Origin of the sequence: Staphylococcus sp. 2S1 (assembly GCF_046721335.1) — a bacterium.
GTDB lineage: Bacteria > Bacillota > Bacilli > Staphylococcales > Staphylococcaceae > Staphylococcus > Staphylococcus equorum_A.
Genome location: NZ_JBEUUJ010000003.1, coordinates 1,056,580 through 1,082,377 on the forward strand (window position 1 = coordinate 1,056,580; position 25,798 = coordinate 1,082,377).

The 25,798-nt window shown below is 34.3% G+C and carries 23 protein-coding genes and 5 pseudogenes; all 28 read left to right on the top strand.

The features are described 5' to 3' along the window. The first annotated feature begins 21 nt into the window (after positions 1-21). Positions 22-351, top strand: coding sequence for a cyclic-di-AMP receptor (locus tag ABLV90_RS05545; protein ID WP_002508726.1), 330 nt, complete (start codon positions 22-24; stop codon positions 349-351). Positions 352-486: 135 nt separating this feature from the next. Beyond that, positions 487-1,413: a DNA polymerase III subunit delta' C-terminal domain-containing protein gene (locus ABLV90_RS05550; protein ID WP_069818269.1), complete on the top strand. Its 927-nt coding sequence runs from the start codon at positions 487-489 to the stop codon at positions 1,411-1,413. 2 nt (positions 1,414-1,415) lie between these two features. Next, entirely contained in the window at positions 1,416-2,219 is an 804-nt protein-coding gene (locus ABLV90_RS05555; protein WP_069818268.1) for a PSP1 domain-containing protein, read from the top strand. A 15-nt stretch (positions 2,220-2,234) separates the two neighbouring features. After that, positions 2,235-2,576 carry a DNA replication initiation control protein YabA gene (gene yabA / locus ABLV90_RS05560; protein WP_427705504.1) on the top strand — a complete coding sequence of 114 codons (342 nt, stop codon included), beginning with the start codon at positions 2,235-2,237 and terminating at the stop codon, positions 2,574-2,576. A 121-nt stretch (positions 2,577-2,697) separates the two neighbouring features. After that, positions 2,698-3,423, top strand: a complete 726-nt coding sequence (locus ABLV90_RS05565) for a tRNA1(Val) (adenine(37)-N6)-methyltransferase (protein ID WP_460872859.1) — start codon at positions 2,698-2,700, stop codon at positions 3,421-3,423. Next, a complete protein-coding gene (locus ABLV90_RS05570; RefSeq protein WP_002508731.1) occupies positions 3,416-3,664 on the top strand; it encodes a GIY-YIG nuclease family protein in 249 nt (82 codons plus the stop codon). The genes ABLV90_RS05565 and ABLV90_RS05570 overlap by 8 nt, the downstream gene beginning before the upstream one ends. Positions 3,665-3,667: 3 nt before the next feature. Then, positions 3,668-4,510: a 16S rRNA (cytidine(1402)-2'-O)-methyltransferase gene (gene rsmI / locus ABLV90_RS05575; RefSeq protein WP_069818267.1), complete on the top strand. Its 843-nt coding sequence runs from the start codon at positions 3,668-3,670 to the stop codon at positions 4,508-4,510. A gap of 329 nt (positions 4,511-4,839) precedes the next feature. Further along, positions 4,840-6,824: pseudogene (gene metG, locus ABLV90_RS05580) on the top strand (methionine--tRNA ligase). A gap of 25 nt (positions 6,825-6,849) precedes the next feature. After that, positions 6,850-7,624: pseudogene (locus ABLV90_RS05585) on the top strand (TatD family hydrolase). 138 nt (positions 7,625-7,762) lie between these two features. Further along, positions 7,763-8,311 (top strand): ribonuclease M5, encoded by a 549-nt coding sequence (rnmV, locus tag ABLV90_RS05590; protein WP_069818264.1) that lies wholly within the window; start codon positions 7,763-7,765, stop codon positions 8,309-8,311. 3 nt (positions 8,312-8,314) lie between these two features. Beyond that, positions 8,315-9,205 (top strand): 16S rRNA (adenine(1518)-N(6)/adenine(1519)-N(6))-dimethyltransferase RsmA, encoded by an 891-nt coding sequence (gene rsmA / locus ABLV90_RS05595; protein ID WP_069833241.1) that lies wholly within the window; start codon positions 8,315-8,317, stop codon positions 9,203-9,205. Between the two features lie 99 nt (positions 9,206-9,304). Further along, on the top strand, positions 9,305-9,568 hold the full coding sequence (gene veg / locus ABLV90_RS05600; protein WP_002508737.1) for a biofilm formation stimulator Veg: 264 nt from the start codon (positions 9,305-9,307) through the stop codon (positions 9,566-9,568). A 344-nt stretch (positions 9,569-9,912) separates the two neighbouring features. Further along, the gene (gene ispE / locus ABLV90_RS05605) at positions 9,913-10,761 is read left to right on the top strand and encodes a 4-(cytidine 5'-diphospho)-2-C-methyl-D-erythritol kinase (RefSeq protein WP_460872311.1); all 849 of its coding nucleotides are present in this window, start codon (positions 9,913-9,915) and stop codon (positions 10,759-10,761) included. 18 nt (positions 10,762-10,779) lie between these two features. Further along, positions 10,780-11,604, top strand: coding sequence for a pur operon repressor (purR, locus tag ABLV90_RS05610; RefSeq protein WP_002508739.1), 825 nt, complete (start codon positions 10,780-10,782; stop codon positions 11,602-11,604). A gap of 18 nt (positions 11,605-11,622) precedes the next feature. After that, positions 11,623-11,997: a RidA family protein gene (locus tag ABLV90_RS05615; RefSeq protein ID WP_069818261.1), complete on the top strand. Its 375-nt coding sequence runs from the start codon at positions 11,623-11,625 to the stop codon at positions 11,995-11,997. Positions 11,998-12,062: 65 nt separating this feature from the next. Beyond that, positions 12,063-12,371 (top strand): septation regulator SpoVG, encoded by a 309-nt coding sequence (gene spoVG, locus ABLV90_RS05620; protein WP_002508741.1) that lies wholly within the window; start codon positions 12,063-12,065, stop codon positions 12,369-12,371. A gap of 478 nt (positions 12,372-12,849) precedes the next feature. After that, positions 12,850-14,205, top strand: a complete 1,356-nt coding sequence (gene glmU, locus ABLV90_RS05625; RefSeq protein ID WP_460872312.1) for a bifunctional UDP-N-acetylglucosamine diphosphorylase/glucosamine-1-phosphate N-acetyltransferase GlmU — start codon at positions 12,850-12,852, stop codon at positions 14,203-14,205. 153 nt (positions 14,206-14,358) lie between these two features. Further along, the gene (locus tag ABLV90_RS05630; protein ID WP_460872313.1) at positions 14,359-15,324 is read left to right on the top strand and encodes a ribose-phosphate diphosphokinase; all 966 of its coding nucleotides are present in this window, start codon (positions 14,359-14,361) and stop codon (positions 15,322-15,324) included. 128 nt (positions 15,325-15,452) lie between these two features. Then, positions 15,453-16,098 (top strand): annotated as a pseudogene (locus tag ABLV90_RS05635) (50S ribosomal protein L25/general stress protein Ctc). Positions 16,099-16,305: 207 nt separating this feature from the next. Beyond that, positions 16,306-16,879 (top strand): annotated as a pseudogene (gene pth, locus ABLV90_RS05640) (aminoacyl-tRNA hydrolase). After that, positions 16,876-18,114: a hypothetical protein gene (locus tag ABLV90_RS05645; protein ID WP_460872314.1), complete on the top strand. Its 1,239-nt coding sequence runs from the start codon at positions 16,876-16,878 to the stop codon at positions 18,112-18,114. The pseudogene pth and the gene ABLV90_RS05645 overlap by 4 nt, the downstream one beginning before the upstream one ends. Then, on the top strand, positions 18,041-20,389 hold the full coding sequence (gene mfd, locus ABLV90_RS05650; protein WP_460872315.1) for a transcription-repair coupling factor: 2,349 nt from the start codon (positions 18,041-18,043) through the stop codon (positions 20,387-20,389). The genes ABLV90_RS05645 and mfd overlap by 74 nt, the downstream gene beginning before the upstream one ends. Then, on the top strand, positions 20,379-21,926 hold the full coding sequence (locus ABLV90_RS05655) for an oligosaccharide flippase family protein (protein WP_460872316.1): 1,548 nt from the start codon (positions 20,379-20,381) through the stop codon (positions 21,924-21,926). The genes mfd and ABLV90_RS05655 overlap by 11 nt, the downstream gene beginning before the upstream one ends. Beyond that, positions 21,926-23,120: pseudogene (locus ABLV90_RS05660) on the top strand (MazG nucleotide pyrophosphohydrolase domain-containing protein). The gene ABLV90_RS05655 and the pseudogene ABLV90_RS05660 overlap by 1 nt, the downstream one beginning before the upstream one ends. Further along, positions 23,117-23,380 (top strand): RNA-binding S4 domain-containing protein, encoded by a 264-nt coding sequence (locus ABLV90_RS05665; RefSeq protein WP_057511366.1) that lies wholly within the window; start codon positions 23,117-23,119, stop codon positions 23,378-23,380. Before ABLV90_RS05660 ends, ABLV90_RS05665 begins: the two are co-directional and overlap by 4 nt. A gap of 18 nt (positions 23,381-23,398) precedes the next feature. Next, positions 23,399-23,797 carry an FtsB family cell division protein gene (locus tag ABLV90_RS05670; RefSeq protein ID WP_460872317.1) on the top strand — a complete coding sequence of 133 codons (399 nt, stop codon included), beginning with the start codon at positions 23,399-23,401 and terminating at the stop codon, positions 23,795-23,797. Between the two features lie 99 nt (positions 23,798-23,896). Further along, positions 23,897-24,295: a S1 domain-containing RNA-binding protein gene (locus ABLV90_RS05675; protein WP_460872318.1), complete on the top strand. Its 399-nt coding sequence runs from the start codon at positions 23,897-23,899 to the stop codon at positions 24,293-24,295. A gap of 212 nt (positions 24,296-24,507) precedes the next feature. Next, positions 24,508-25,797 (top strand): tRNA lysidine(34) synthetase TilS, encoded by a 1,290-nt coding sequence (tilS, locus tag ABLV90_RS05680; protein WP_427705492.1) that lies wholly within the window; start codon positions 24,508-24,510, stop codon positions 25,795-25,797. Position 25,798: the final 1 nt, after the last annotated feature.

The window sequence follows — 25,798 nt, forward strand, 5'->3', positions numbered from 1 at the left end:
TATTTGGAAGAGGTGTTTAGTATGAAAATGATTATAGCAATTGTACAAGACCAGGATAGTCAGGAACTGTCGGATAAACTTGTTAAGCATAATTTTAGAGCAACAAAACTTGCAACCACTGGTGGATTTTTAAGAGCCGGTAATACTACGTTCTTATCTGGTGTTGAAGATGATCGCGTGGATGAGATGTTGAAAGTTATCAATGATACTTGTGGTAACAGAGAGCAACTTGTCTCACCTATTACACCGATGGGTGGTAGTGCAGATTCTTATATACCGTATCCGGTTGAAGTAGAAGTTGGAGGAGCAACGGTATTTGTAATGCCTGTTGAAACTTTCCATCAATTCTAAAATCATGGTTGCTTAATATAGTAGCCTCTCAAATTACATTTTAGCTAAAGAGATTTACCTATGGTGATCTTTAGAATGTTTTTTGTAGAGCAACTATATATAAGCGACCTTTTTATATAAAGGAGTAACTTTATAATGGATGAACGAGAAAGACTGACGAAAGCCTATCAATCAAATAAATTGTCACATGCTTATTTATTTGAGGGTGATGATGGTCAGACAATGCAACAAGTCGCTATTGATTTTACGAAACTTATTTTATGTAATCAAGACAATCAATGTCAGTTAAAGGTAGAAACATTTAATCATCCTGATTTTATGTATATATCCTCTGAAGAGACTACAATAAAGAAAGATCAAATAGAACAGTTATTACATCATATGAATCAATTACCAATAGAAGGTGACTATAAAGTATATATTATTGAATCCTTTGAAAAGTTAACAATTCAAGGTGAAAATAGCATTTTGAAATTTTTAGAGGAACCTCCTGAAAATACCATCGCCATCTTATTAACTACGAAACCCGAGCAAATCTTAGACACAATACATTCGAGATGTCAGCATGTTTATTTTAAACCTATTAATAAAGCTAATTTTATAAATAGATTAGTAGAGCGTGATATTTCGCGTCCAGTAGCTGAATTACTAAGTACATATACTACGCAAATTGAAACGGCAGTTACGCTAAATGAAGAAGCAGATTTAATGGCGCTACGTAAAAGTATTATTAAATGGTGCCAATTACTTTTAACAAATCGACCTATGGCATTGATTGCTATTGTAGATTTATTGAAACAGGCTAAAAACAGAAGGTTACAAATGGTCACATTAGCCGCAGTTAATGGTTTCTTTCAAGATGTTATGCATGCTAAAGTAGGGATGACTGATGATATGATATATCAAGATTTACAAGTCGATGTACAAGAATATACGAAAAAACTAACATATAATCAAATTATTTTGATGTATGATCAAATAACAGAAGCACATAAAAAGTTGAATCAAAATGTGAATCCAACTTTAGTGTTTGAGCAAATCGTAATAAAAGGGGTGAATTAGTTATGCAAAATGTAGTAGGCATTGATTTTCAAAAGTCAGGAAAAATGGAGTATTATTCGCCTCAACACTTTAATTTAGCTGTAGGAGACTGGGTGGTAGTAGAGTCTAAAAGAGGCTTAGAGATGGGGCGTGTAAAATACGAACCATTAAATGTTGCGGATCAAGATGTAACGCTACCATTAAAAGAAATCGTACGTATTGCAACTGAAGAAGATTTAGTTAGATATGAACAAAATGAGCAAGCCGCAAAAGAAGCTTTGGAATTGTGTAAAGATACGATTCAACAACAACAATTAGAAATGCGTTTGGTTAACTGTGAATTCACATTAGATAAATCAAAAGTAATATTTAATTTTACTTCAGATGAACGTGTTGATTTTAGAAAACTCGTAAAAGTCTTGGCACAGAAGTTGAAAACACGTATTGAGTTAAGACAGATAGGTGTTAGAGACGAAGCAAAATTATTGGGTGGCATTGGACCATGTGGACGTTCTTTATGTTGTTCAACATTTTTAGGTGATTTTGAACCAGTATCTATAAAAATGGCTAAGGACCAAAACTTATCTTTAAATCCAACTAAAATTTCGGGAGCATGTGGACGTTTGATGTGTTGTCTCAAGTATGAAAATGATTATTATGAGGAAGCACGTGCACAATTACCTGATGTTGGTGATCCGATTGAAACACCAGAAGGTAACGGTAAAGTGATAGGGTTAAATATTTTAGACATTTCCATGCAAATTAAAGTGGAAGGCCTAGAGCAACCACTAGAATATAAAATGGAAGAATTAGAAACGTTTAATTAGGAGGCCGTTGCAACATTGAATCGAAGCGAGATATTTGAAAAGTTAGCACAATTAGAAGAAAATATTAATCAAATCAACGGTGATATGGTTAATTTGAAAAATCTTACTGTCGAACTCATAGAAGAAAATGTAGCCTTACAAATAGAGAATGAAAATCTAAAAACTTTAATAGATAAAGAAGAAAAACCTAAAAAAATAGAAAGTGGTCATAAAGCACAATATAAGCGACCACTTCGCAGTAAAGATAATTTAGCGATGCTTTATAAAGAGGGTTTTCATATTTGTAATGGTGAGTTATTCGGCAAACATAGAAAAGGTGACGACTGTTTATTTTGTTTGGAAGTGCTGAGTGAATAATTGAAAGAACAAAATTGCCTATAAAACAATATGGAGGAAATGTGATTGAGGATGAGATGTAGCGATAGGCTTGGTTATTAAGCATCGCAGTCTCGTCCTTTTTTTGGAGGATATAATGAATATGCATATGGAAAATGAAAGATTAGATTATTTAATTAAAGAAAAACTAGAAATTATTCAAAATGATGATGTGTTTTCTTTTTCAACAGATGCTTTACTACTTGCACATTTCACAAAATTAAAAAAACAGGATACAATCATGGATTTGTGTTCGGGTAATGGCGTGATACCTTTATTACTTTCTGATAAAGGACAGCGGGCTATAGATGGAATTGAAATACAACAACAACTCGTAGATATGGCACAACGCAGTATCGTACATAACCATCTAGAAAATAGAATTCAGATGCATCATATGGATTTGAAAGAGGCACACAAACAGTTTAATCCAGCGAAATATAGTCTTATTACTTGTAATCCACCGTACTTTAAAGAGAATCAAGCGTTCCAACATCAGAAAGAAGCACATAAGATCGCACGACATGAGATTATGTGTACATTAGAGGATTGTTGTTTTGCGACAAGACATTTACTGAAACAAGGTGGACGCTTTGTGATGGTACATCGAGCAGAACGTCTTATGGATGTCTTAAGCTATATGAGAGCATACCAGATTGAACCTAAGAAACTTTATTTCATCTATAGTAAGCAAGGCAAAGTTGCGCAAACAATTGTTGTTGAAGGTAGAAAAGGTGGTAATCAAGGGCTAGACATCCAAACGCCATTTTACATATACAATAATGATGGAACGTATACTAAAGAAATGAGAGAAATATATTATGGATAAACATTATATATATATTGTTAAGTGTAAAGATGGAAGTTTATATACTGGTTATGCAAAAGATATAGAAAAAAGGGTAGAAAAGCATAATAAGGGACAAGGCGCCAAATATACTAAAATAAGACGTCCAGTAGAGTTAGTTTATCAAGAAATGTTTGATACGAAATCAGAAGCTTTAAAACGAGAATATGAAATAAAAACGTATTCTAGGCAACAAAAATTAGTATTAATAAGTGAGGGATAACTAATGGCGACACTATATTTAGTAGGAACACCCATAGGGAATTTAGCAGATATTACATATAGAGCTGTAGATATTTTAAGGTCGGTGGATTTGATTGCTTGTGAAGATACAAGAGTGACTAAAAAGTTATGTGCACATTATGATGTTCAAGCACCCCTGAAATCCTATCATGACCACAATAAGGAACAACAAACGGATTACCTAATAGAACAACTGCAGCAGGATGTTAGCATAGCGCTTGTATCAGATGCGGGCTTACCATTGATTAGTGATCCGGGTTACGAACTTGTTGTTGCGGCGAGAGCAAATGAAATTAGAGTGGAAACAGTGCCAGGTCCTAATGCTGGATTGACGGCACTGATGGCGAGTGGCTTACCCTCATTTACTTATACGTTTTTAGGGTTTTTACCACGAAAAGAAAAGCAGAAATTAGATATTTTAGAGCAACGGATGTTTGAAGATAGTACGCTAATTATTTATGAATCGCCACATCGTGTGAAAGAGACGTTGAAAACAATTCAAAAAGTAGATGAAACTAGAAAAGTTTCACTAGGTAGAGAATTAACTAAAAAGTTTGAGCAAATTGTCACAGGAGAAGTTGGAGAATTACTAAACCAACTTAATGAAAATCGAATTCCAACTAAAGGTGAATTTGTTGTAGTCATTGAAGGTGCGATAGCTGAAGAAGATACGTCATGGTTTGAAGATATGTCGATACAAGCACATGTGGATTACTATATAAATGAAAATATGAAACCTAAATCTGCAATTAAACAAGTTGCTGAAATGCGTCATATGAAGACTGGCGAAGTTTATGATATTTATCATGAGGTTTCCAATAATTAATCTAAGTCAGATGGATTATTCTTAGGATAAAGTTTCTAAGATAAAACGAAGAACTTTTACAGGATAAAATCACGTTTAATCAAGAGAAATGAGTTGAAAAACTCCCATAACACGCGTGATTTATGGTAATGTAGACAAGATAGAGATTATTAATCATATTAAAATTTTAGCAAAATTAAGTCATGAAAAGTCCGATGTGAATAGTAATCTATCCATATCATTTTAAAAGTGGCTAAATTAGAAAACGAAATAAAAAACATACATCTGTTTCATTGAGGGAAAAATGAATTTAGATATATTTAAAGCGTAGGAAACGAGGAGGAACATTGATGGCGAAAGAAACATTTTATATCACTACACCAATATATTATCCAAGTGGGAATTTACATATCGGTCATGCATATACAACAACAGCTGGTGATGTAATCGCACGTTATAAAAGAATGCAAGGCTATGATGTTCGTTATTTAACAGGTACGGATGAACATGGTCAAAAAATACAGGAAAAAGCACAAAAAGCTGGAAAATCTGAATTAGAATATTTGGATGAAATGATAGCAGGCATTAAAGATTTATGGAATAAATTAGAAATCTCAAATGATGATTTTATTCGTACAACAGAAGCACGACATAAAGAAGTGGTACAACAAATTTTTGAACGTTTATTAAAGCAAGAAGATATTTATCTTGGTGAATATGAAGGTTGGTATTCTGTACCAGATGAAACTTATTATACGGAGACGCAATTAGTGGATCCGATATTTGAAAATGGTGAAATCGTTGGCGGTAAAAGTCCAGACTCAGGTCACGAAGTAGAATTAGTTAAAGAGGAAAGTTATTTCTTCAATTTATCTAAATATACAGATCGTTTATTAGAATTTTACGATGAAAATCCTGATTTTATTCAACCACCTTCACGTAAAAATGAAATGATTAATAATTTCATCAAACCAGGGTTGGAAGATTTAGCAGTTTCACGTACATCATTCGATTGGGGCATCCATGTGAAATCAAATCCTAAACACGTTGTTTACGTGTGGATTGATGCGCTTGTGAACTACATTTCTTCATTAGGTTATTTATCAGATGATGATAGCTTATTCAAAAAATATTGGCCGGCAGATATTCATATCATGGCGAAGGAAATTGTGCGTTTCCATTCAATTATCTGGCCAATCTTGTTGATGGCATTAGATGTTCCACTACCTAAGAAAGTCTTTGCTCATGGTCTGGATTCTTATGAAAGATGGCAAAATGAGTAAATCTAAAGGTAATGTGGTCGATCCTAATGTACTTATAGATCGTTATGGACTAGATGCTACGCGTTATTATTTAATGCGTGAATTACCATTTGGTTCAGATGGTGTCTTTACGCCTGAAGGTTTCGTTGAACGTACAAATTATGATTTAGCGAATGACTTAGGTAATTTAGTTAATCGTACGATTTCTATGGTTAATAAGTATTTCGATGGCGAATTACCAAGCATATCAAGGTCCAAAACATGAGTTGGATGAAGATATGGAGCAAATGGCGATAGACACAGTGAAGACGTTCCATGAGAATATGGACGATTTACAATTCTCAGTAGCACTTTCAACGGTTTGGAAGTTAATCAGCCGTACTAATAAATATATTGACGAAACATCGCCGTGGGTATTAGCAAAAGATGAGAGTCAAAAAGACATGCTAAGTAATGTTATGGCGCATTTAGTAGAAAACATTCGTATTATAGCAGTGTTATTAAGACCATTCCTTACGCATGCACCAAAACAAATTTTTGAACAGTTGAATATTAATTCACCTGAATTATATGAATTTGATAGCGTGAAACAATATGGTGTTTTAACTGCACCAATTGTTGTTATTGATAAATCACAACCTATCTTCCCACGCTTAGATAGTGATGCAGAAATTGATTATATTAAACAATCTATGCAGCCAGAAAAAGCGGCAGAAGTTTCAGAAGAAACTGAAGAAGTACCTAGTAAGCCACAAATTGATATCAAAGACTTTGATAAGGTAGAAATTAAAGCCGCTACGATTACGGATGCTGAACAAGTTAAAAAATCTGATAAATTATTGAAAATCCAAGTCGATTTAGATAGCGAACAACGTCAAATCGTCTCAGGCATTGCAAAATACTATCAACCAGAAGATATTATAGGTAAAAAAGTTGCAGTTGTAACAAATTTAAAACCTGCTAAATTGATGGGTAGAAAATCAGAAGGTATGATTTTATCTGCTGAAAAAGACGGCGTACTGACACTTGTAAGTTTACCAAACGCAATTCCAAATGGTGCAATAATTAAGTAATCACAAATTAAGGGAGCGATATAATATGCTTATCGATACACATGTTCATTTAAATGCAGAACAATATGATGAAGATTTAGAAGCGGTCATTGAACGTGCAAGAGACAATGGTGTAGATCGCATGTTTGTTGTTGGGTTTGATACACCAACAGTCGAGCGTACGATGGAACTCATTGACCAATACGAATTTATCTATGGCATTATTGGATGGCACCCTGTAGATGCGGTTGATTGTACAGAAGAACGATTAGAATGGATAGAAAAGCTTGCGAGCACACCCTAAAGTGATTGGTATAGGTGAAACGGGATTAGATTATCATTGGGACAAGTCGCCTAAAGATGTGCAACAAACATTATTTAGAAAACAAATCGCATTGGCTAAACGCGTCAATTTACCAATTATTATTCACAATAGGGAAGCAACGCAAGATTGTATAGATATTCTTAAAGAGGAGCATGCTGAAGAAATTGGTGGTATCATGCACAGCTTCAGCGCTTCTCCTGAAATTGCAGATGATGTAATTAATAAATTGAATTTCTATGTATCTTTAGGTGGTCCAGTCACTTTTAAAAATGCGAAACAACCTAAAGAAGTAGCGAAACATGTTCCATTTGATCGATTATTAGTTGAGACAGATGCACCATTCTTATCACCACATCCATATAGAGGCAAAAGAAATGAACCTGTCCGTGTGACATTGGTTGCAGAACAAATTGCTGAATTACGCGGTGTTAGCTATGAGGAAGTTTGCAAACAAACAACTGAAAATGCAGAACGTTTATTTAAATTAGAAGGATAGACACATTACAAAAAAGGTATCGGTCTGAAATAGGGCTTAGTTCATAGAGTAAATGCTAAGTAGTAACCATTATTTGCGACGATACCTTTTTTATTTTTATCTAAAATCGAATTAAAGTGATGAAAGGTGTAACAATAAATGAAGATTAACGAATTTATTGTAGTAGAAGGTAGAGACGATACGGAACGTGTTAAAAGAGCGGTAGAATGTGATACGATTGAAACAAATGGGAGTGCGATTAACGAGCAAACTTTAACTGTTATAGCACAGGCATTTGAAACAAGAGGTGTAATTGTATTAACAGATCCTGATTTCCCGGGTGATAAAATACGTAATACTATTCAAAAACATATACCAGGCGTAAAACACGCATATATCGACAGAGAAAAAGCCAAAAGTAAACGAGGCAAGATTGGTGTAGAACATGCACAACTTGCAGATATTAAAGATGCCTTAATGAATGTAAGTACACCATTTGAAGAAGGACACGAAACAATCAGTAAATCAGTGTTAATTGATTTAGGATTAATAATTGGCAAAGATGCACGCAGAAAAAGAGAAATACTTGGGCGTAAGCTACATATAGGACATTCTAATGGCAAACAATTAATAAATAAGCTCAATGCGTTTGGCTATACTGAAGCAGATGTTAGAAATGCATTAAGTGATAACGAAGGAAGTGAATGATAAGTGGATATTAAAGATGTTGCTACACCATCGCGTACGAAAGCATTGCTCAATCAGTATGGTTTTAATTTCAAAAAAAGTTTAGGACAAAACTTCTTGATTGACGTTAACATTATACAAAAAATTATCGATGCGAGTGATATAGGTGAAAATACAGGTATTATAGAAATAGGACCTGGTATGGGTTCACTTACAGAGCAATTAGCTAAAAAGGCAAAGAAAGTTGTGGCGTTTGAAATTGATCAACGTTTGATACCGGTATTGAAAGATACAATGGGACCTTATGAAAACGTGGAAATTATAAACGAAGATATATTAAAAGCTGATATTGCACATTATGTCACGGAGCATTTAGCAGATTGTGACAATATCATGGTGGTCGCTAACTTGCCATATTATATTACAACACCGATATTATTGAATCTAATGCAACAAACTTTACCTATCGATGGGTACGTAGTTATGATGCAAAAAGAAGTCGGTGAAAGATTGAATGCCCAAGTTGGAACAAAAGCTTATGGATCACTATCAATTGTTACCCAATATTATACTGAAACAAGTAAAGTGTTAACAGTGCCGAAGACAGTCTTCTTACCACCGCCAAATGTAGATTCAATTGTTGTGAAATTGATGAAGCGTCAGACGCCGGAGGTAGATATAGATGACGAGGATAGATTTTTCAAAATGACAAAAGCTGCATTTAGCCAAAGACGAAAAACAATCAACAATAACTATCAAAGTTTGTTTGTAGATGGTAAAGCGAACAAAGAAATTATTAAAAAATGGTTGGAAACTAGCGATATAGATCCAAGAAGACGTGGAGAAACGCTTTCAATAAAAGAATTTGCAAAATTATACAATGAATTGAAAAATTTCACAGAATTAGCATTTTAAATTATTGACAAGCTTGAGTTACATTGCTAAAATTGATGTTTTGTTTGACAAAAGCTCGCGATTTGTGTTATTATACAACTTGTAGCGAGGTGGAGCAATATGCCAAAATCTATTGGAGACATCAAAAATTCACTTGATTGTCAATTAGGAAACCGAATCGTACTTAAAGCGAATGGTGGTCGTAAGAAAACAATTGAGCGTAGTGGTGTGTTAAAAGAAACGTACCCTTCTGTTTTCATTGTCGAGCTAGATCAAGAAATTTACAACTTTGAGCGTGTATCTTATACATACGCTGACGTTTTAACTGAAAACGTACAAGTTTCTTTTGAAGATGATAATCAGCAAGAAGCAATTGCACACTAAATAAAAGTGATTTAAATAAAGTTCGTCTCTTAGGAGTCATACTTTTTAATTTAAACTTTAATATTAAGATCATTAAATGAAAAGGTATGTTGGTGTAACTTCGCCAACATACCTTTTTCTGTGCCACAATTTATGGTGTAGGAAATGGATATAATTTTAATAGAAGCGTACTATATTGTAGAATAGTAAATTAAGAAATGATTTATTGTCCAATATAGTTAAATGTATATTTATAAAAATATTTATCAAAATATCGAAAATAAGTTTTAAAAAACAGACAATGCAACTATAACAATATGTTAAAATCATTTTATTACCATATCGAATTGGAAGAGGGTGGGAATATGATTTATGAAACAGCTCCGGCAAAGATTAATTTAACGCCGGATACACTCTTTAAACGAGATGATGGTTTTCATGAAGTTGAAATGATTATGACGACGATTGATTTAAATGATCGCTTGTCATTTGAACTACGCAACGACAAAAAAATAGTTGTTGATGTAGAGCAAACTTACGTTCCCTCCGATAATAAAAATTTGGCGTATAAAGCTGCAGAATTAATGAAAAGAAATTATAATTTAAAGCAAGGTGTCACAATCACTATAGATAAGAACATACCTGTGTCAGCAGGGCTTGCAGGAGGCTCTACTGACGCTGCAGCTACAATGAGAGGGATGAATCGCCTGTATGAGCTAAATAGACCGTTAAATGAGTTGTGTGAGCTCGGTATTAAGATAGGCACAGATATCCCTTTTTGTATTTTTGGTAAAACAGCATTATGTAGAGGTAAAGGTGAACGTATTACGTTTCTGAATAAACCTCCATCGGCATGGGTTGTTGTAGCAAAACCAAATTTAGGTATATCTTCTCCGAGTATTTTCAAAAAATTAGACTTAAATAAGCCGCATCATGTGGATACGACAACTTGTAAATCAGCTTTAATTTCAGGAGATTATGAATTACTTTGCAAAAGTCTTTCAAACCGATTGGAACCTGTCTCGGGTAAGATGCATACTGAGATTTTAAAAATAAAAGAAAATATGTTAGAAAATGGTGCGGATGGTGCTGTTATGAGCGGAAGTGGCCCATCTGTTTATGGACTAACACAAAAAGAACGCCAGGCAAGACATGTTTACAATGCAGTCAATGGCTGTTGTAATGAAGTGTATATAGTAAGATTATTAGGCTAGTGAGAAGGGATGAGTTAAATGCGCTATAAAAGAAGCGAACGAATTGTTTATATGACACAATACTTGATGAATAACCCTAATAAATTGATACCATTAACTTATTTCGTACAAAAATTTAAACAAGCGAAATCATCTATAAGTGAAGATGTTCAAATTATTAAAACCACATTCCAAAAAGAAAAATTAGGGACAGTGATTACCACAGCCGGGGCTAGTGGCGGTGTGACGTATAAACCTGAAATGAGTAAAGAAGAAGCGAGTGAAGTCATTGATGACGTTATCGCACAACTCCAAGAGAAGAATCGTTTGCTACCAGGTGGGTATTTATTCTTGTCTGATTTAATGGGAGACCCGACGTTACTTAACCGTGTCGGAAAACTGATCGCTACACTTTATATGGATGAAGAATTAGATGCAATCGTTACGATTGCTACGAAAGGTATTTCTCTTGCCAACTCAGTAGCTAACGTATTGAATTTACCAGTAGTTGTCATTCGAAAAGATAACAAAGTGACTGAAGGTTCTACGGTATCAATTAATTATGTGTCTGGATCTTCTCGAAAAATTGAAACTATGGTGTTATCCAAGAGAACATTACCAGAAAATTCTAATGTCCTTGTAGTAGATGATTTTATGCGCGCAGGTGGATCCATCAATGGTGTGATGAATTTAATGAACGAGTTTAAAGCACATGTGAAAGGGGTATCGGTACTAGTAGAATCAAAAGAAGTTAAACAAAGATTAATTGAAGATTATACTTCCTTAGTTAGATTATCTGATGTAGATGAATACAATCAGGAATTTAAAGTGGAGAAAGGCAACAGTTTAACTAAATTTTCTTAAAGGAGCGATTACGGCATCATGAAAACGATTAATACAACCAAAGCACCGGAAGCGTTAGGGCCATACTCACATGCAACAGAAGTAAATGGTCTAGTATTCACATCTGGACAAATCCCATTAAATTTAAATGGAGAGATTGTTAGCGATGATGTAAAAGAACAGACGACACAAGTCTTAGAAAATTTAAAAGTTGTACTAGACCAAGCTGGATCAGATATAGATTCGGTTATAAAAGCTACTATTTTTATTGCTGATATGAATGAATTTCAAAATATAAATGAAGTTTATGGCAAATATTTTGAGCATCATCAACCTGCGAGAAGTTGCGTTGAGGTAGCGAGACTACCTAAAGATGTTAAAGTAGAAATAGAAGTAATTGCACAAGTGAAGTAAGGATTTATAATTTTTAATAAAATTGTTAAGCTTCTAACAAAGAGATACTATGGGGGGCTCACTACATGAAAGTGACAGATGTAAGACTTAGAAAAATACAAACAGACGGAAGAATGAAAGCGCTTGTTTCAATCACTTTAGATGAATCATTTGTGGTACATGATTTACGCGTTATTGAAGGCAACACAGGTCTATTCGTCGCAATGCCAAGTAAACGTACACCAGATGGTGAATTCCGAGATATCGCACATCCAATCAATTCAGAAATGAGACAAGAAATACAGGATGCTGTGATGAAAGTATATGAAGAAACTGATGAGGTCATCCCTGATAAAAATGCTCAATCATCAGAAGATACTAATGAGGAAGCTTAATTTAATTATTTGAGATTATAGTGAATTTAATATCGTTTTAAAGAAGATTGAATTTCTAAAACTGGGAAATTCAATCTTCTTTATTTATGTAAGCGTGACTAAAACATAAAATATTAAAATTATTTACAAAATGTAAAGGTGACAAAAATTATAATTTTGAAATTTATAATAAATAACCAAAACTTACATGTTTTTACTTAACTATATTATTATGAATGAAACAAATGTCTAAAGAAGTGACACCGTATGTTTCATTCATAATAATATGTTAGAAATTATCGATAATAAGAAAAGTTACTGTAGAAAATGAAGCGGCTTTCAAAACCTAAATAGATGACAAATACTATGCACTTTATTTATAACAATTGTAATAAAAAACGCGTTAATAAAAAACATTGGCACTTTGAGCCTTGAAAGTGTGACTAGCGTTAAATTATAATAATAAAGAAGTGTATATTTTAATGGAGGGTTAACATACATGCAAAGACATGCAATAGTACTCGCAGTCGGTAAGGGTACACGTATGAAATCAAAGAAATACAAAGTACTACATGATGTCGGCGGCAAATCAATGATTGAACATGTCGTGGATAACGTTAAACAATCTGGCGTAGAACAGCTAGTAACAATCGTAGGTCATGGCGCAGAAAGCGTGAAAGAAACATTAGGCGATGCATCGCTTTATAGTTTTCAAGAAGAACAATTAGGTACTGCTCATGCCGTTAAAACGGCTAGTGAACATTTAAATGATAAACAGGGCACAACGTTAGTAGTTTGTGGAGATACACCATTAATTACGACAGAAACACTTAAATCTTTAATTGAACATCACGAAAATAACCAAGCACAAGCTACTGTATTAACAGCTACAGCGGCAAACCCATATGGTTATGGCCGAATTATACGTGATGCAGACAATCAATTAGTTAAAATAGTCGAACAAAAAGATGCAACAGATACAGAACAACAAATTAATGAAATTAGTTCAGGTATTTTCGCATTTGACAATCAAATGCTATTTGAAAAGTTAGAGTTAGTGAATAACAATAATGTACAAGGCGAATACTACTTGCCTGATGTACTTTCATTAATTTTAGAAGATAAAGGCACAGTAGGTATTTACCATACAAATGATTTTGAAGAAATTATGGGTGTAAATGACCGAGTGATGTTGAGTGAAGCGGAAAAAGCATTTAGAAAACGCATCAACGAATTTCATATGAGAAATGGTGTAACAATCGTGGATCCATCAAATACTTATATCGGTGCAGATGTAACTATTGGAGAAGACACAATTATAGAACCTGGAGTTAAACTTGCAGGACATAGTGAAATTGGAGAAGAGACAGTTGTAGGACAATATACGGAAATCACGAATAGTAAAATAGGTGATAATGTTACAATTAAACATTCAGTGATCAATGAAGCAATGGTTGATGATTATGCGATAATTGGACCGTTTGCACAACTTCGTCCAGGTACAGACTTAGGCAAAAAAGTGAAAGTCGGCAACTTTGTTGAAGTTAAAAAATCAGTCGTAAAAGCGGGAGCTAAATTACCTCACTTGAGTTATATTGGTGATGCAGAAATAGGAGAACGTGTGAATCTTGGCTGTGGTTCAATCACAGTAAACTATGATGGTATTAACAAATTCAAGACGGTTATTGGTAATGATTCGTTTATAGGGTGCAATACGAATCTGGTAGCACCTATTACGTTAGGCGAACGTTCTTTAATTGTCGCTGGCTCTACGATTACTGATAGTGTACCAGAAGACAGTTTAGCATTAGCGAGAGCTAGACAAACAACCAAAGAAGGTTATTTGAAAAAATAAAAGGTGTATGTTTAGACATGCATGCTTGAACTGTTAAACTTAATGTAATTGAGTAACTTGTTAACCACAAAATGCTTTATATTGAAAAACAATGTAAGTTTGCGCTTGTATTTAAATGAAAACTAATTGAATGAATTAATTGGAGGACTATAAATGTTAAACAATGAGTATAAGAATTCTGCTTTGAAAATATTTTCTTTAAAAGGTAATGAACCTTTAGCCCAAGAAGTAGCAGATCATGTTGGAATCGAACTAGGAAAATGTTCAGTAAAACGTTTCAGCGATGGAGAAATTCAAATCAACATAGAGGAAAGTATTCGTGGTTGTGACGTATTTATTATTCAACCTACATCGAATCCTGTAAATTTACACTTAATGGAATTATTAATTATGGTTGATGCTTGTAGACGTGCATCAGCAACTAACATTAATATAGTTGTCCCGTATTATGGTTATGCGCGCCAAGACAGAAAAGCACGTAGTCGTGAACCAATTACAGCTAAACTTGTAGCAAACTTAATCGAAACTGCAGGCGCAGATCGTATGATAGCGTTAGATTTACATGCACCTCAAATCCAAGGTTTCTTCGATATGCCAATTGACCACTTGATGGGCGTGCCAATCTTAGCAGAATACTTCAAGAATGAGTCAGGTATTGATCTTGAAGAGTGTGTTGTAGTCTCTCCAGACCACGGTGGCGTAACAAGAGCACGTAAACTTGCAGATATACTTAAATCACCGATTGCTATTATTGATAAACGTCGTCCAAAACCAAATGTTGCAGAAGTGATGAACATTGTTGGTGAAATAGAAGGACGTACGGCTATTATTATTGATGATATCATTGATACAGCAGGGACAATCACATTGGCAGCTCAAGCATTAAAAGATAAAGGTGCTAAAGATGTATATGCTTGTTGTACACACCCTGTATTATCAGGTCCAGCTAAAGAACGTATTGAAAATTCAGCAATCAAAGAACTAATCGTAACAAATTCAATTCAATTAGATGAAACACGTAAACCAAGCAATACGAAAGAGTTATCTGTAGTTGGTTTATTAGCACAAGCAATTATCCGTGTTTACGAACGCGAATCTGTTAGTGTGCTATTTGACTAATATATTATATGAATGTATAATGGTTTCGTTCGTGAATTCACGAGCAAAATAAACGCTTGCAAGCAACATTATGTTGATGGGCAAGTGAGGGGCTCATATTTGAGCAAAACGAAAGGTGGAAAATGAATATGACTGCATTAAAGTCAATTATTCGTCAAGGTAAACAAACACGTTCAGACCTTAAAACACTAAGAAATACTGGTAAAGTACCTGCAATCGTTTACGGTTATGGTACAAAAAATACTTCTGTTAAAGTAGACGAAGTAGCATTTATTAAAGTTATCCGTGAAGTTGGACGTAACGGTGTTATCGAATTAGGCGTAGGTTCTAAAACAATTAAAGTGATGGTTTCAGACTACCAATTCGACCCACTTAAAAACCAAATCACTCACATTGATTTCTTAGCAATCAATATGACTGAAGAACGTACTGTTGAAGTACCTGTTCATTTAATTGGTGAAGCGAGCAGGTGCTAAAGAAGGTGGCGTGGTTGAACAACCATTATTCAACCTTGAAGTTACAGCTACTCCAGACAATATTCCTGAAGCAATCGAAGTTGAAATCAGCGAATTAGAAATCAATGACAGCATTTCAGTTGAAGATATTAAAGTATCAGGCGATTTTACTATCGAAAACGAAGCTACTGATTCAGTAGTTACAGTAGTAGCTCCAACTGAAGAGCCAACTGAAGAAGAAATCGAAGCAATGGAAGGCGAAGCACAAACGCAAGAACCAGAAGTTGTAGGCGAATCTAAAGAAGACGAAGAAAAATAATATACTTCATGCTTCATTGTCAACATAAGTTGATGATACCAACATTGTAATATCTTATAAAAAGCACCGTGCTTAATACGTTAAGCAGGTGCTTTTTTATGTTATTATAGTCAATGATATGAAAAAATAATTTTTAATTGTTTATTAATTCAAATACATGAAAATGATATATATAGTTAAGTGACAACAACAATTGGAGGTAACATAATGAAATGTATTGTAGGCCTAGGCAATATAGGTAAACGTTTTGAACAAACAAAACATAATATTGGTTTTGAAGTTATAGATTACATGTTAGATCAAAATCAATTCTCATTAGATAAACAAAAATTTAAAGGTGCCTATACGATTGAACGTATGGCTGGAGAAAAAGTCATGTTTATTGAACCACTAACAATGATGAATTTGTCAGGCGAAGCGGTAGGCCCGTTAATGAAATATTATGATATAGATATAGATGATTTAGTTGTTTTATATGATGATTTAGATTTACCACAAGGAGAGATTCGCCTAAGACAAAAAGGCAGTGCTTGGTGGACATAATGGTATTAAATCAATGATTCAAGTACTAGGTACGGACCAATTCAAACGCATTAGAATCGGTGTAGATAGACCTTCAAATGGTATGTCAATTGTCGATTATGTGTTACAAAAATTTTCAAAACAAGAAATGCAAATAATGAATAAAGTAATAGAACATTCTGCGCGTGCAGTTGAGGCTTATATAGAAAGTTCTCGTTTTGACCGTGTGATGAATGAATATAATGGTGAAGTCAAGTGAAATCAATAATTACACAATATATAAATGAAGACAAACGATACCAAGAATTAAACGACGTATTTGGTAAAGAAAATGTACTGGTCACTGGCCTATCTGGCGCGACTAAATCAACGATTATAGCCGAAAAATATTTGCATAGTACTAAACAATTACTAGTTGTTACAAATAATTTATATCAAGTAGATAAATTGGAAAGTGATTTATTGCAATTTGTAGATGCAGACGAGGTCTACAAATATCCAATGCAAGATATCATGACAGAAGAATTCTCAACACAAAGCCCTCAATTTATGAGCGAGCGTGTACGTACACTAACGGCACTTGCTCAAGAAAAGAGAGGGTTATTTATCGTACCATTAAACGGTTTGAAAAAATGGCTCACTCCAGTTGAAATGTGGAAATCCCATCAGTTAACACTATCTGTAGGTGACGATATTGAAATTGATGAATTTTTAAATAAATTAGTAAATATGGGTTATCGCAGAGAAAGTGTAGTGTCACATATAGGTGAGTTTTCATTACGTGGAGGCATTGTTGATATTTACCCTTTAATTGGTCAACCAGTAAGAATTGAACTATTCGATACTGAAGTGGATTCGATTCGTGATTTTGATGTGGAGACACAAAGATCAAAAGAGAATATAGAAGAAGTCAATATTACAACAGCAAGTGATTATATTATCACAGACGATGTACTTAAACATACAAAGTTAAAATTAAAAGAAGCTTACGAAAATACACGTCCAAAAATTGAAAAATCAGCTCGTAATGATTTGAAAGAAACTTACGAAAGTTTCGAACTTTTTGAATCAACGATGTTTGACCATCAAGTATTACGTCGACTTGTGTCATTTATGTATGAACAGCCGACAACTATTATGGATTATTTTAAAGATGACGCTATTGTTGCAGTTGATGAACATAATAGAATTAAAGAAACTGAACAAACACTTATAACTGAAGTTGATGAATTTATGCAAAACCTGATAGAAAGTGGTAAAGGATTTATTGATCAAAACTTCTTGCAATATGATGGATTCGAAGCATTGTTGAAACATTATCCAGTGACGTATTTCACGTTATTCACAGCGACAATGCCTGTTCAACTCAATGAAATCATCAAGTTTTCATGTAAGCCCGTACAACAATTTTATGGTCAATATGATATTATGCGCTCAGAATTTCAGCGCTTTATTCAAAATGATTATACTGTCGTTGTGCTTGCTCGAAACTGAAGTGAGAAAAGAACGTATTCAATCTATGCTCAATGAAATGCATATTCCAACATTTATCGATACGCCAAGTCAACGAAACGATGGAGGCAATGCAATCATTACTGAGGGTAGTTTATCAGAAGGCTTTGAGCTACCATATATGCAACTTGTCGTTGTGACGGAACGCGAACTATTCAAATCCAAACAAAAGAAAAAACCAAAACAACAAAAGACACTAACAAATGCTGAAAAAATTAAATCATATCAAGATTTAAAAGTAGGCGACTATGTCGTTCACGTGCACCACGGTGTTGGTAGATATTTAGGTGTTGAAACACTTGATGTCGGTGGCGTACATAAAGACTATATTAAACTTCAATATAAAGGGACAGACCAATTGTTTGTACCAGTTGATCAGATGGACCAAGTTCAAAAATATGTGGCATCAGAGGATAAGACACCTAGGTTAAATAAACTTGGTGGTACGGAATGGAAAAAAACAAAAGCTAAAGTACAACAAAGTGTTGAAGACATGGCTGATGAATTAATCGATCTATATAAAGAACGCGAAATGTCTGTTGGCTATAAATATGGTCCAGATACGGCAGAACAAAACGAATTTGAGATAGATTTCCCTTACGAATTAACGCCAGACCAAGGTAAATCAATTGAAGAAATTAAGCAGGACATGGAAATTGAACGCCCAATGGATCGATTGTTATGTGGTGATGTAGGTTATGGTAAGACAGAAGTGGCAGTACGTGCGGCCTTTAAAGCTGTTATGGAAGGAAAGCAAGTTGCCTTCTTAGTTCCAACTACAATTTTGGCACAACAGCACTATGAAACATTAATTGAGCGTATGCAGGATTTTCCAATCGAAGTCCAACTCATTAGTCGATTTAGAAGTACTAAAGAAGTTAAAGAAACAAAAGAACGATTAAAATCAGGCTTTGTTGATATCGTCGTAGGTACTCATAAATTATTAAGTAAAGATATTCATTATAAAGATTTAGGATTATTAATCGTGGATGAAGAACAGCGATTTGGCGTACGTCATAAAGAAAGAATTAAATCATTAAAAACGAATGTGGACGTTTTAACACTGACGGCTACGCCTATACCACGTACATTGCACATGAGTATGTTGGGTGTTCGTGATTTATCAGTGATTGAAACACCACCAGAAAATCGTTTTCCAGTACAAACTTACGTATTAGAACAGAATACGAATTTTATTAAAGAAGCACTAGAAAGAGAATTATCTAGAGAAGGGCAAGTCTTTTATTTATATAATAAAGTGCAGTCTATTTATGAAAAACGAGAGCAATTACAAATGTTAATGCCAGAAGCGAATATTGGTATTGCACATGGACAGATGAAAGAAGGAGACTTAGAAGAAACAATGCTAAGTTTCATTAATCATGAATACGATATTCTTGTGACGACTACAATCATCGAAACTGGGGTTGATGTTCCAAATGCCAACACACTCATTATCGAAGATGCGGACCGTTTCGGACTCAGTCAGTTATACCAATTAAGAGGTCGTGTCGGACGTTCGAGCCGTATTGGCTATGCTTATTTCTTACACCCTACGAATAAAGTATTGTCAGAAACAGCTGAAGACCGTTTGCAAGCAATTAAAGAATTTACTGAGTTAGGCTCAGGATTTAAAATTGCAATGCGTGATTTGAATATTCGAGGCGCGGGCAACCTCTTAGGTAAACAACAACATGGATTTATTGATTCTGTCGGTTTCGACCTTTACTCACAAATGCTAGAAGAAGCGGTGAATGAAAAACGTGGTGTTAAAGATGAGAAACAAGATGCACCTGAAATTGAAATTGAACTCAACATTGATGCTTATTTACCTGCTGAATATATTCAAAATGAACAGTCTAAAATAGAAATCTATAAAAAATTACGTAAGATTGAAACTGAAGCACAACTTATGGATGTAAAAGATGAATTAATAGATCGTTTCAATGATTACCCAGTAGAAGTAGAAAGACTGTTGGATATGATGGAGATAAAAGTTCACGCTTTAAATGCCGGAGTGGCGCTTATTAAAGATGTAGGCAAAAAGGTGGAAGTTTATCTGTCTGAAAAAGGAACGACAGATATTAACGGAGAAACGTTATTTAAACAAACCCAACCATTAGGCCGTGCAATGAAAGTTGGCGTTCAAGATGGTAAAATGAAAGTAACTTTAAATAAAGTAAGTAATTGGTTAGATAGTTTGAAATTCTTAGCGAAATGTTTAGAAGAAAGTATGGTTATATCAGATGAAATCTAAGGACGATAAGAATACGGCCTTCAACGGCGTAGTTGTTCTTACAATCGCACTTGTTATTGTTAAAATATTAAGCGCAATTTATCGTGTCCCATATCAAAATATACTTGGAGACGAAGGATTATATGCTTATCAACAAATATATCCGATTGTTGCTTTAGGTGTTATTTTAACAATGAATGCAATTCCAAGTGCAGTCACACAAACGTTTGGCACACAAGGGCAATCAAGACAATACACTAAAGTGTTGCTGAGGTTACAACTCATTAGTACTGTTTTTTTCTTGATTATTTTCATAGGTGCGCAGTGGATCGCACTCCTAATGGGTGACACTAATCTCACGCCAATGTTAAGAGCAACAAGTTTTAGTTTCTTGTTTGTTGGTATATTGGGAGTGTATAGAGGTTATTATCAAGCGCATCAACATATGACTGTTCCAGCGATATCACAAGTCATAGAGCAAGTCATACGCGTTGTAATTATCATCATTGCTATTGTATTATTTATGACACAACAATGGTCTGTTTATACTGCTGGTACAGTAGCTATCATCGGTTCAGCAGTAGGATTTTTAGCATCCAGTATATTCCTAATGCAGGGCAAGCCTTTTAAGCTCAAGCAAGCGAATAAACTAAATGACAAAGCCATAGTAGAGTGGAAAAAGTTATCATTGGCCATTATCATCTTTGCTGTAAGTCAGCTTATCGTCATTGTTTGGCAAGTGATAGATAGCTTTACGGTCATACATGCACTTCAGAATGCAGGCTTAAATTTTCAAGAAGCAACCACGCAAAAAGGTATCTTTGATCGTGGGGCTTCATTTATACAAATGGGCTTAATTGTGACAACGACATTTTGTTTTGTTCTTATACCAATGCTTACCGATGCGATTAAAGCGCGAAATAACGTTCTGGTTAATAGATATGCGAATGCCTCTATCAAGATTACAGTTATGTTTAGTGTAGCAGTTGGTATTGGATTAATTAATTTACTACCGGTCATGAATAGTGTGTTTTTTAAAAATGATAGTCTGACTGGTACGTTATCTATCTATATGCTGACAGTTATATGTGTTTCGCTCATTATGATGGACATTGCTTTATTACAAGTGAAAAACCAAGTTCGCCCTGTGCTTTATGCATTTATCATTGGTGTGGTCAGTAAAGTAATACTCAATGTGATATTAATACCACAACTATTAATGCTAGGTGGTAGTATCAGCACTGTAATTTCACTTATTATATTTACACTCGTACTACATTATCACGTACTAAAACACTATAAATTCCAGATGATGAATAAATTTGTGATTAAATTGGTTGCTACGATGGTGATGCTGTCAGTGGCTGTTCAAATAGGAATGTGGCTTGTACCTACACAAAGTAGAATCACAGGTTTGATTGAATTAGTCATTGCGGCAGTGATTGGTGTATTGGTAATCATTTTCGCTATTGTACGTATGCATTTATTGAGTTATAGAGAATTAAAACATTTACCATTGGGCGATAAACTTTATCATATGAAAAGAGGGGAACATTAATGTCAGGTAAAATAACAATTGTTGGATTAGGTAACTACGGTATTGATGATTTACCTTTAGGTATCTACAAATTTCTTAAAAAACAAACAATGGTTTACACACGTACATTGGATCATCCTGTAATTAAAGAGTTAACCGCAGAAAATATACAATTCAAAAGTTTTGATAGTGAATACGAGGCACAAGCATCATTTGAGGGCGTTTATGAACGTATTGTGTCACAACTCATGGAAGCGGCCCAAAGTGATAATGTCATTTATACAGTACCTGGGCATCCGCGTGTAGCTGAAACGACAACTGTAAAATTAGAAGCTTATGCACAAAAGCATAATGATGTTCAGGTTGAAGTTTTGGGAGGCAAAAGCTTTATCGATGATATATTTGAAGCGGTAAAGATAGACCCTAACGATGGGTTTACATTACTCGATGCGACAGCGATAAAAAAAGAGCAGTTAAATATTCGTACCCATACGCTCATTACTCAAGTTTATAGCCCTATGACGGCAGGCGATTTAAAAGTGACGTTGATGGAACGTTATCATGATGAGCAAACAGTATTTATCGTCGACGGCGCACAAAATAACGCCGCAAATGTAATAGAAACACCGCTTTATGAATTAGACCATCATGCATCTGTTTTCAGTAATTTGTCGAGTGTATTCGTTCCGAAAGTAGAAAAAGAAGAAGCGTATTATAGTGATTTCTATTTTGCTCGCGAACATTATAGATCAACTTGTCGATGACGAAACAGGCTGTCCTTGGGATAAAGTTCAAACACACCACACATTAAAACGTTATCTATTAGAAGAAACGTTTGAATTGTTTGAAGCAATAGATAACGAAGATGATTGGCACATCATTGAAGAATTGGGGGACATACTTTTACAAGTACTATTGCATACAAGCATTGGTAAAAAAGATGGGTTCCTTGATATAAATGAAGTGCTTCAAAGTCTTTCAGAAAAAATGATACGTAGACATCCACACATTTTTGGTGACGCTGAAGCGGAAACTGAAGAAGACTTAAAACATATATGGTCAGAAGCAAAAGCAAAAGAAGGTAAAACGAAACGTGTTAAATTTGAAAAAGTATTTGCAGAGCATTTCTTGAAGTTGTATGATAAAACAAAAAATATGTCGTTAGACGCAGATGCTTTAAGAAAAATTTTAGAGCAAGGAGGAAACAAATCATGAGATTAGATAAATATCTCAAAGTATCACGGTTAGTGAAACGTCGTACTTTAGCTAAAGAAATTAGTGATCAAGGACGTATTGCCGTCAATGGTTCAGTAGCGAAAGCAGGCACTGACGTAAAAGTAACAGATGAACTTGTAATCCGATTTGGACAAAAAGTAATCACAATTGAAGTTACTGGTTTAAGTGAACATGCGACTAAGGAAAATGCGAAAGGTATGTATGAATTAGTCAAAGAAGAAAAGGTTAGTGGAGACTAAAAAAGGAGGTGACAAGCAATGAGTAAAAAAGTTGAGAACATAGGGAATACGTTCACTTCTGCTGAAAATAAAAAGAAACAACAGCAAAAAATGAGAAGACGAGTCGTACGTAAACGTATAACTTTATTTGGTGGCATATTACTTATCCTCATTATTATTTTAACTGTAATGCTTGTCACTCAAAAACAAAGTAATATAGATGACGCGACTGAGCGTCAAGAAAAAGAACAACAATATCAAAAGCAACAAGATGAAGAACTCGCATTAAAAGAACAATTAAACAATCTCAATGATAAAAGTTATATAGAGAAAGTTGCGCGAGATGATTACTATTTGAGCAATGATGGAGAAGTGATTTTCAAGTTGCCTGGAGAGAAATCCGAGGAAGATTCTAAATCATCAAAAGAGGATAAATAGTGAAATTTGTCATTTAAGTCACAATACCATTGTTAATTTATGCAAACAGGCATATAATAGGGTTAAAATCGAAACAAATCGGGAGGATTTATTTACAATATGTCAATCGAAGTAGGAAACAAGCTTAAAGGTAAAGTCACTGGTATTAAAAAGTTTGGCGCTTTCGTCGAACTTCCTGAAGGAAAGAGTGGCTTAGTTCACATAAGTGAAGTTGCAGATAATTACGTGGAAAACGTAGAAGATCATTTATCTGTTGGAGATGTAGTTGAAGTTAAAGTGCTTTCAATCGGCGATGATGGTAAAATTAGTTTATCAATTAAAAAAGCAAAAGATCGTCCACGTAGACCTCAAAGTAAACCCAATTATAAAAAACCTCAACCAAAAGGTGAGGACTTTGAAAAGAAATTAACAGATTTCTTGAAAGATAGTGAAGATAAATTAACATCTATTAAACGTCAAACAGAATCTAGACGTGGTGGAAAAGGCGCGAAACGTTAATCAATATATATATCGTAAGACTGTTGACACAGGAATTAATTTAATGACTTGAAAACAAAGTACAATAATTTTTTCCAAAATTAAGTTTGATTGTAACAATCTAAGACTGTTTTCTTACTTGAGGAAACAGTCTCTTTTTTGTTGTATATAAGTCATAATATTACGAGCATTTGCAGTGTTAAGGTAATATTAAGGGCAAGGAGGTAGATAAGTTGAGAGTAAATACTGAAGGCTGGGATAAAAGTAATCATATTGTATTGGCAGTTTCTACAGGTGTAGATAGTATGGTGCTTTTACATCAATTGATTACACGTTTAGCTGATTCATATACTAAGTTGACTTGTCTCCATGTAAATCACAATATCCGTCCTGTTGCAGCAGCAGAAGAACAATTTATTAAAGCGTATTGTGATAAACATCAAATCCCATTGCATATACAACATCTGGATTTGTCTGCTGTGATTGAAAAAGGTAATAGTATTGAAAGTGAAGCGAGAGCCGAACGTTATCATTGGTTTGATGATATGATGACTGAGTTAAATGCAGATGTATTACTTACGGCACACCATCAAGATGATCAGATTGAAACGATATTTTATCGACTTATGACTGGACGCTCTACGAGAAGTAGCTTGGGGATGACATATCTTTCTTCAAGAGGCCATTATAATTTATGTAAACCATTTTTAGAAGTCACGAAATCAGAAATACGTAACTATCAAACAAAACATAATGTTCCATATTATGAAGATGAATCGAATGCAGAAAATCATTATGTCAGAAATGATATTCGCAACCGCATATTACCTGATATAGAAAGTAATAAACACTTATCTACAGAACAATTGCTAAAATTACAAGACTGGCATGATGAACAATTATCAGTTGTGCGACATGAAGCTACAACATTTATCTCGGCATTTGTTGATTTTTGTAATGATGGCAGTGAAGTTACTTTTTCAAGAAAGCAGTTTTTAAATTTACGACATAGTGTCAAAATGGCAGTCTTAGATAAACTTTTTGCTGATTTACCACTAGATAAGTCGTTTACTGAGAAAACTTACAACGAATGGTTTCAACAACTTACAGAAAATGTAACACAATGCACATTATATGCGACACATGAATGGATAATTCACATCGCTTATGATAAATTTATAATAATGGCAAATTGTAAGGAAAAACTAGCTCCGACTAAGATTGATCAACCAGGTGCATACAACTATGGTCGCTATAGCATTGATATTACTAATGAATTTCCTACATTCGAGTATCCTATAGTTATCCGTACAAGAAAAGACGGCGACAAATTTGAACTGAATGGTATGAAAGGGCATAAAAAAATAAGTAGACTGCTTATTGATAAAAAGGTTATACAAACTGAACGTAACCAAATGCCAGTTATAGTTAATGCATACAATGAGATTATTGCTGTTGGCACATTATATTTAAAGCGTAAATACAATCAATCAATTTTTATACGAAATATGGGAGAGGAATGAA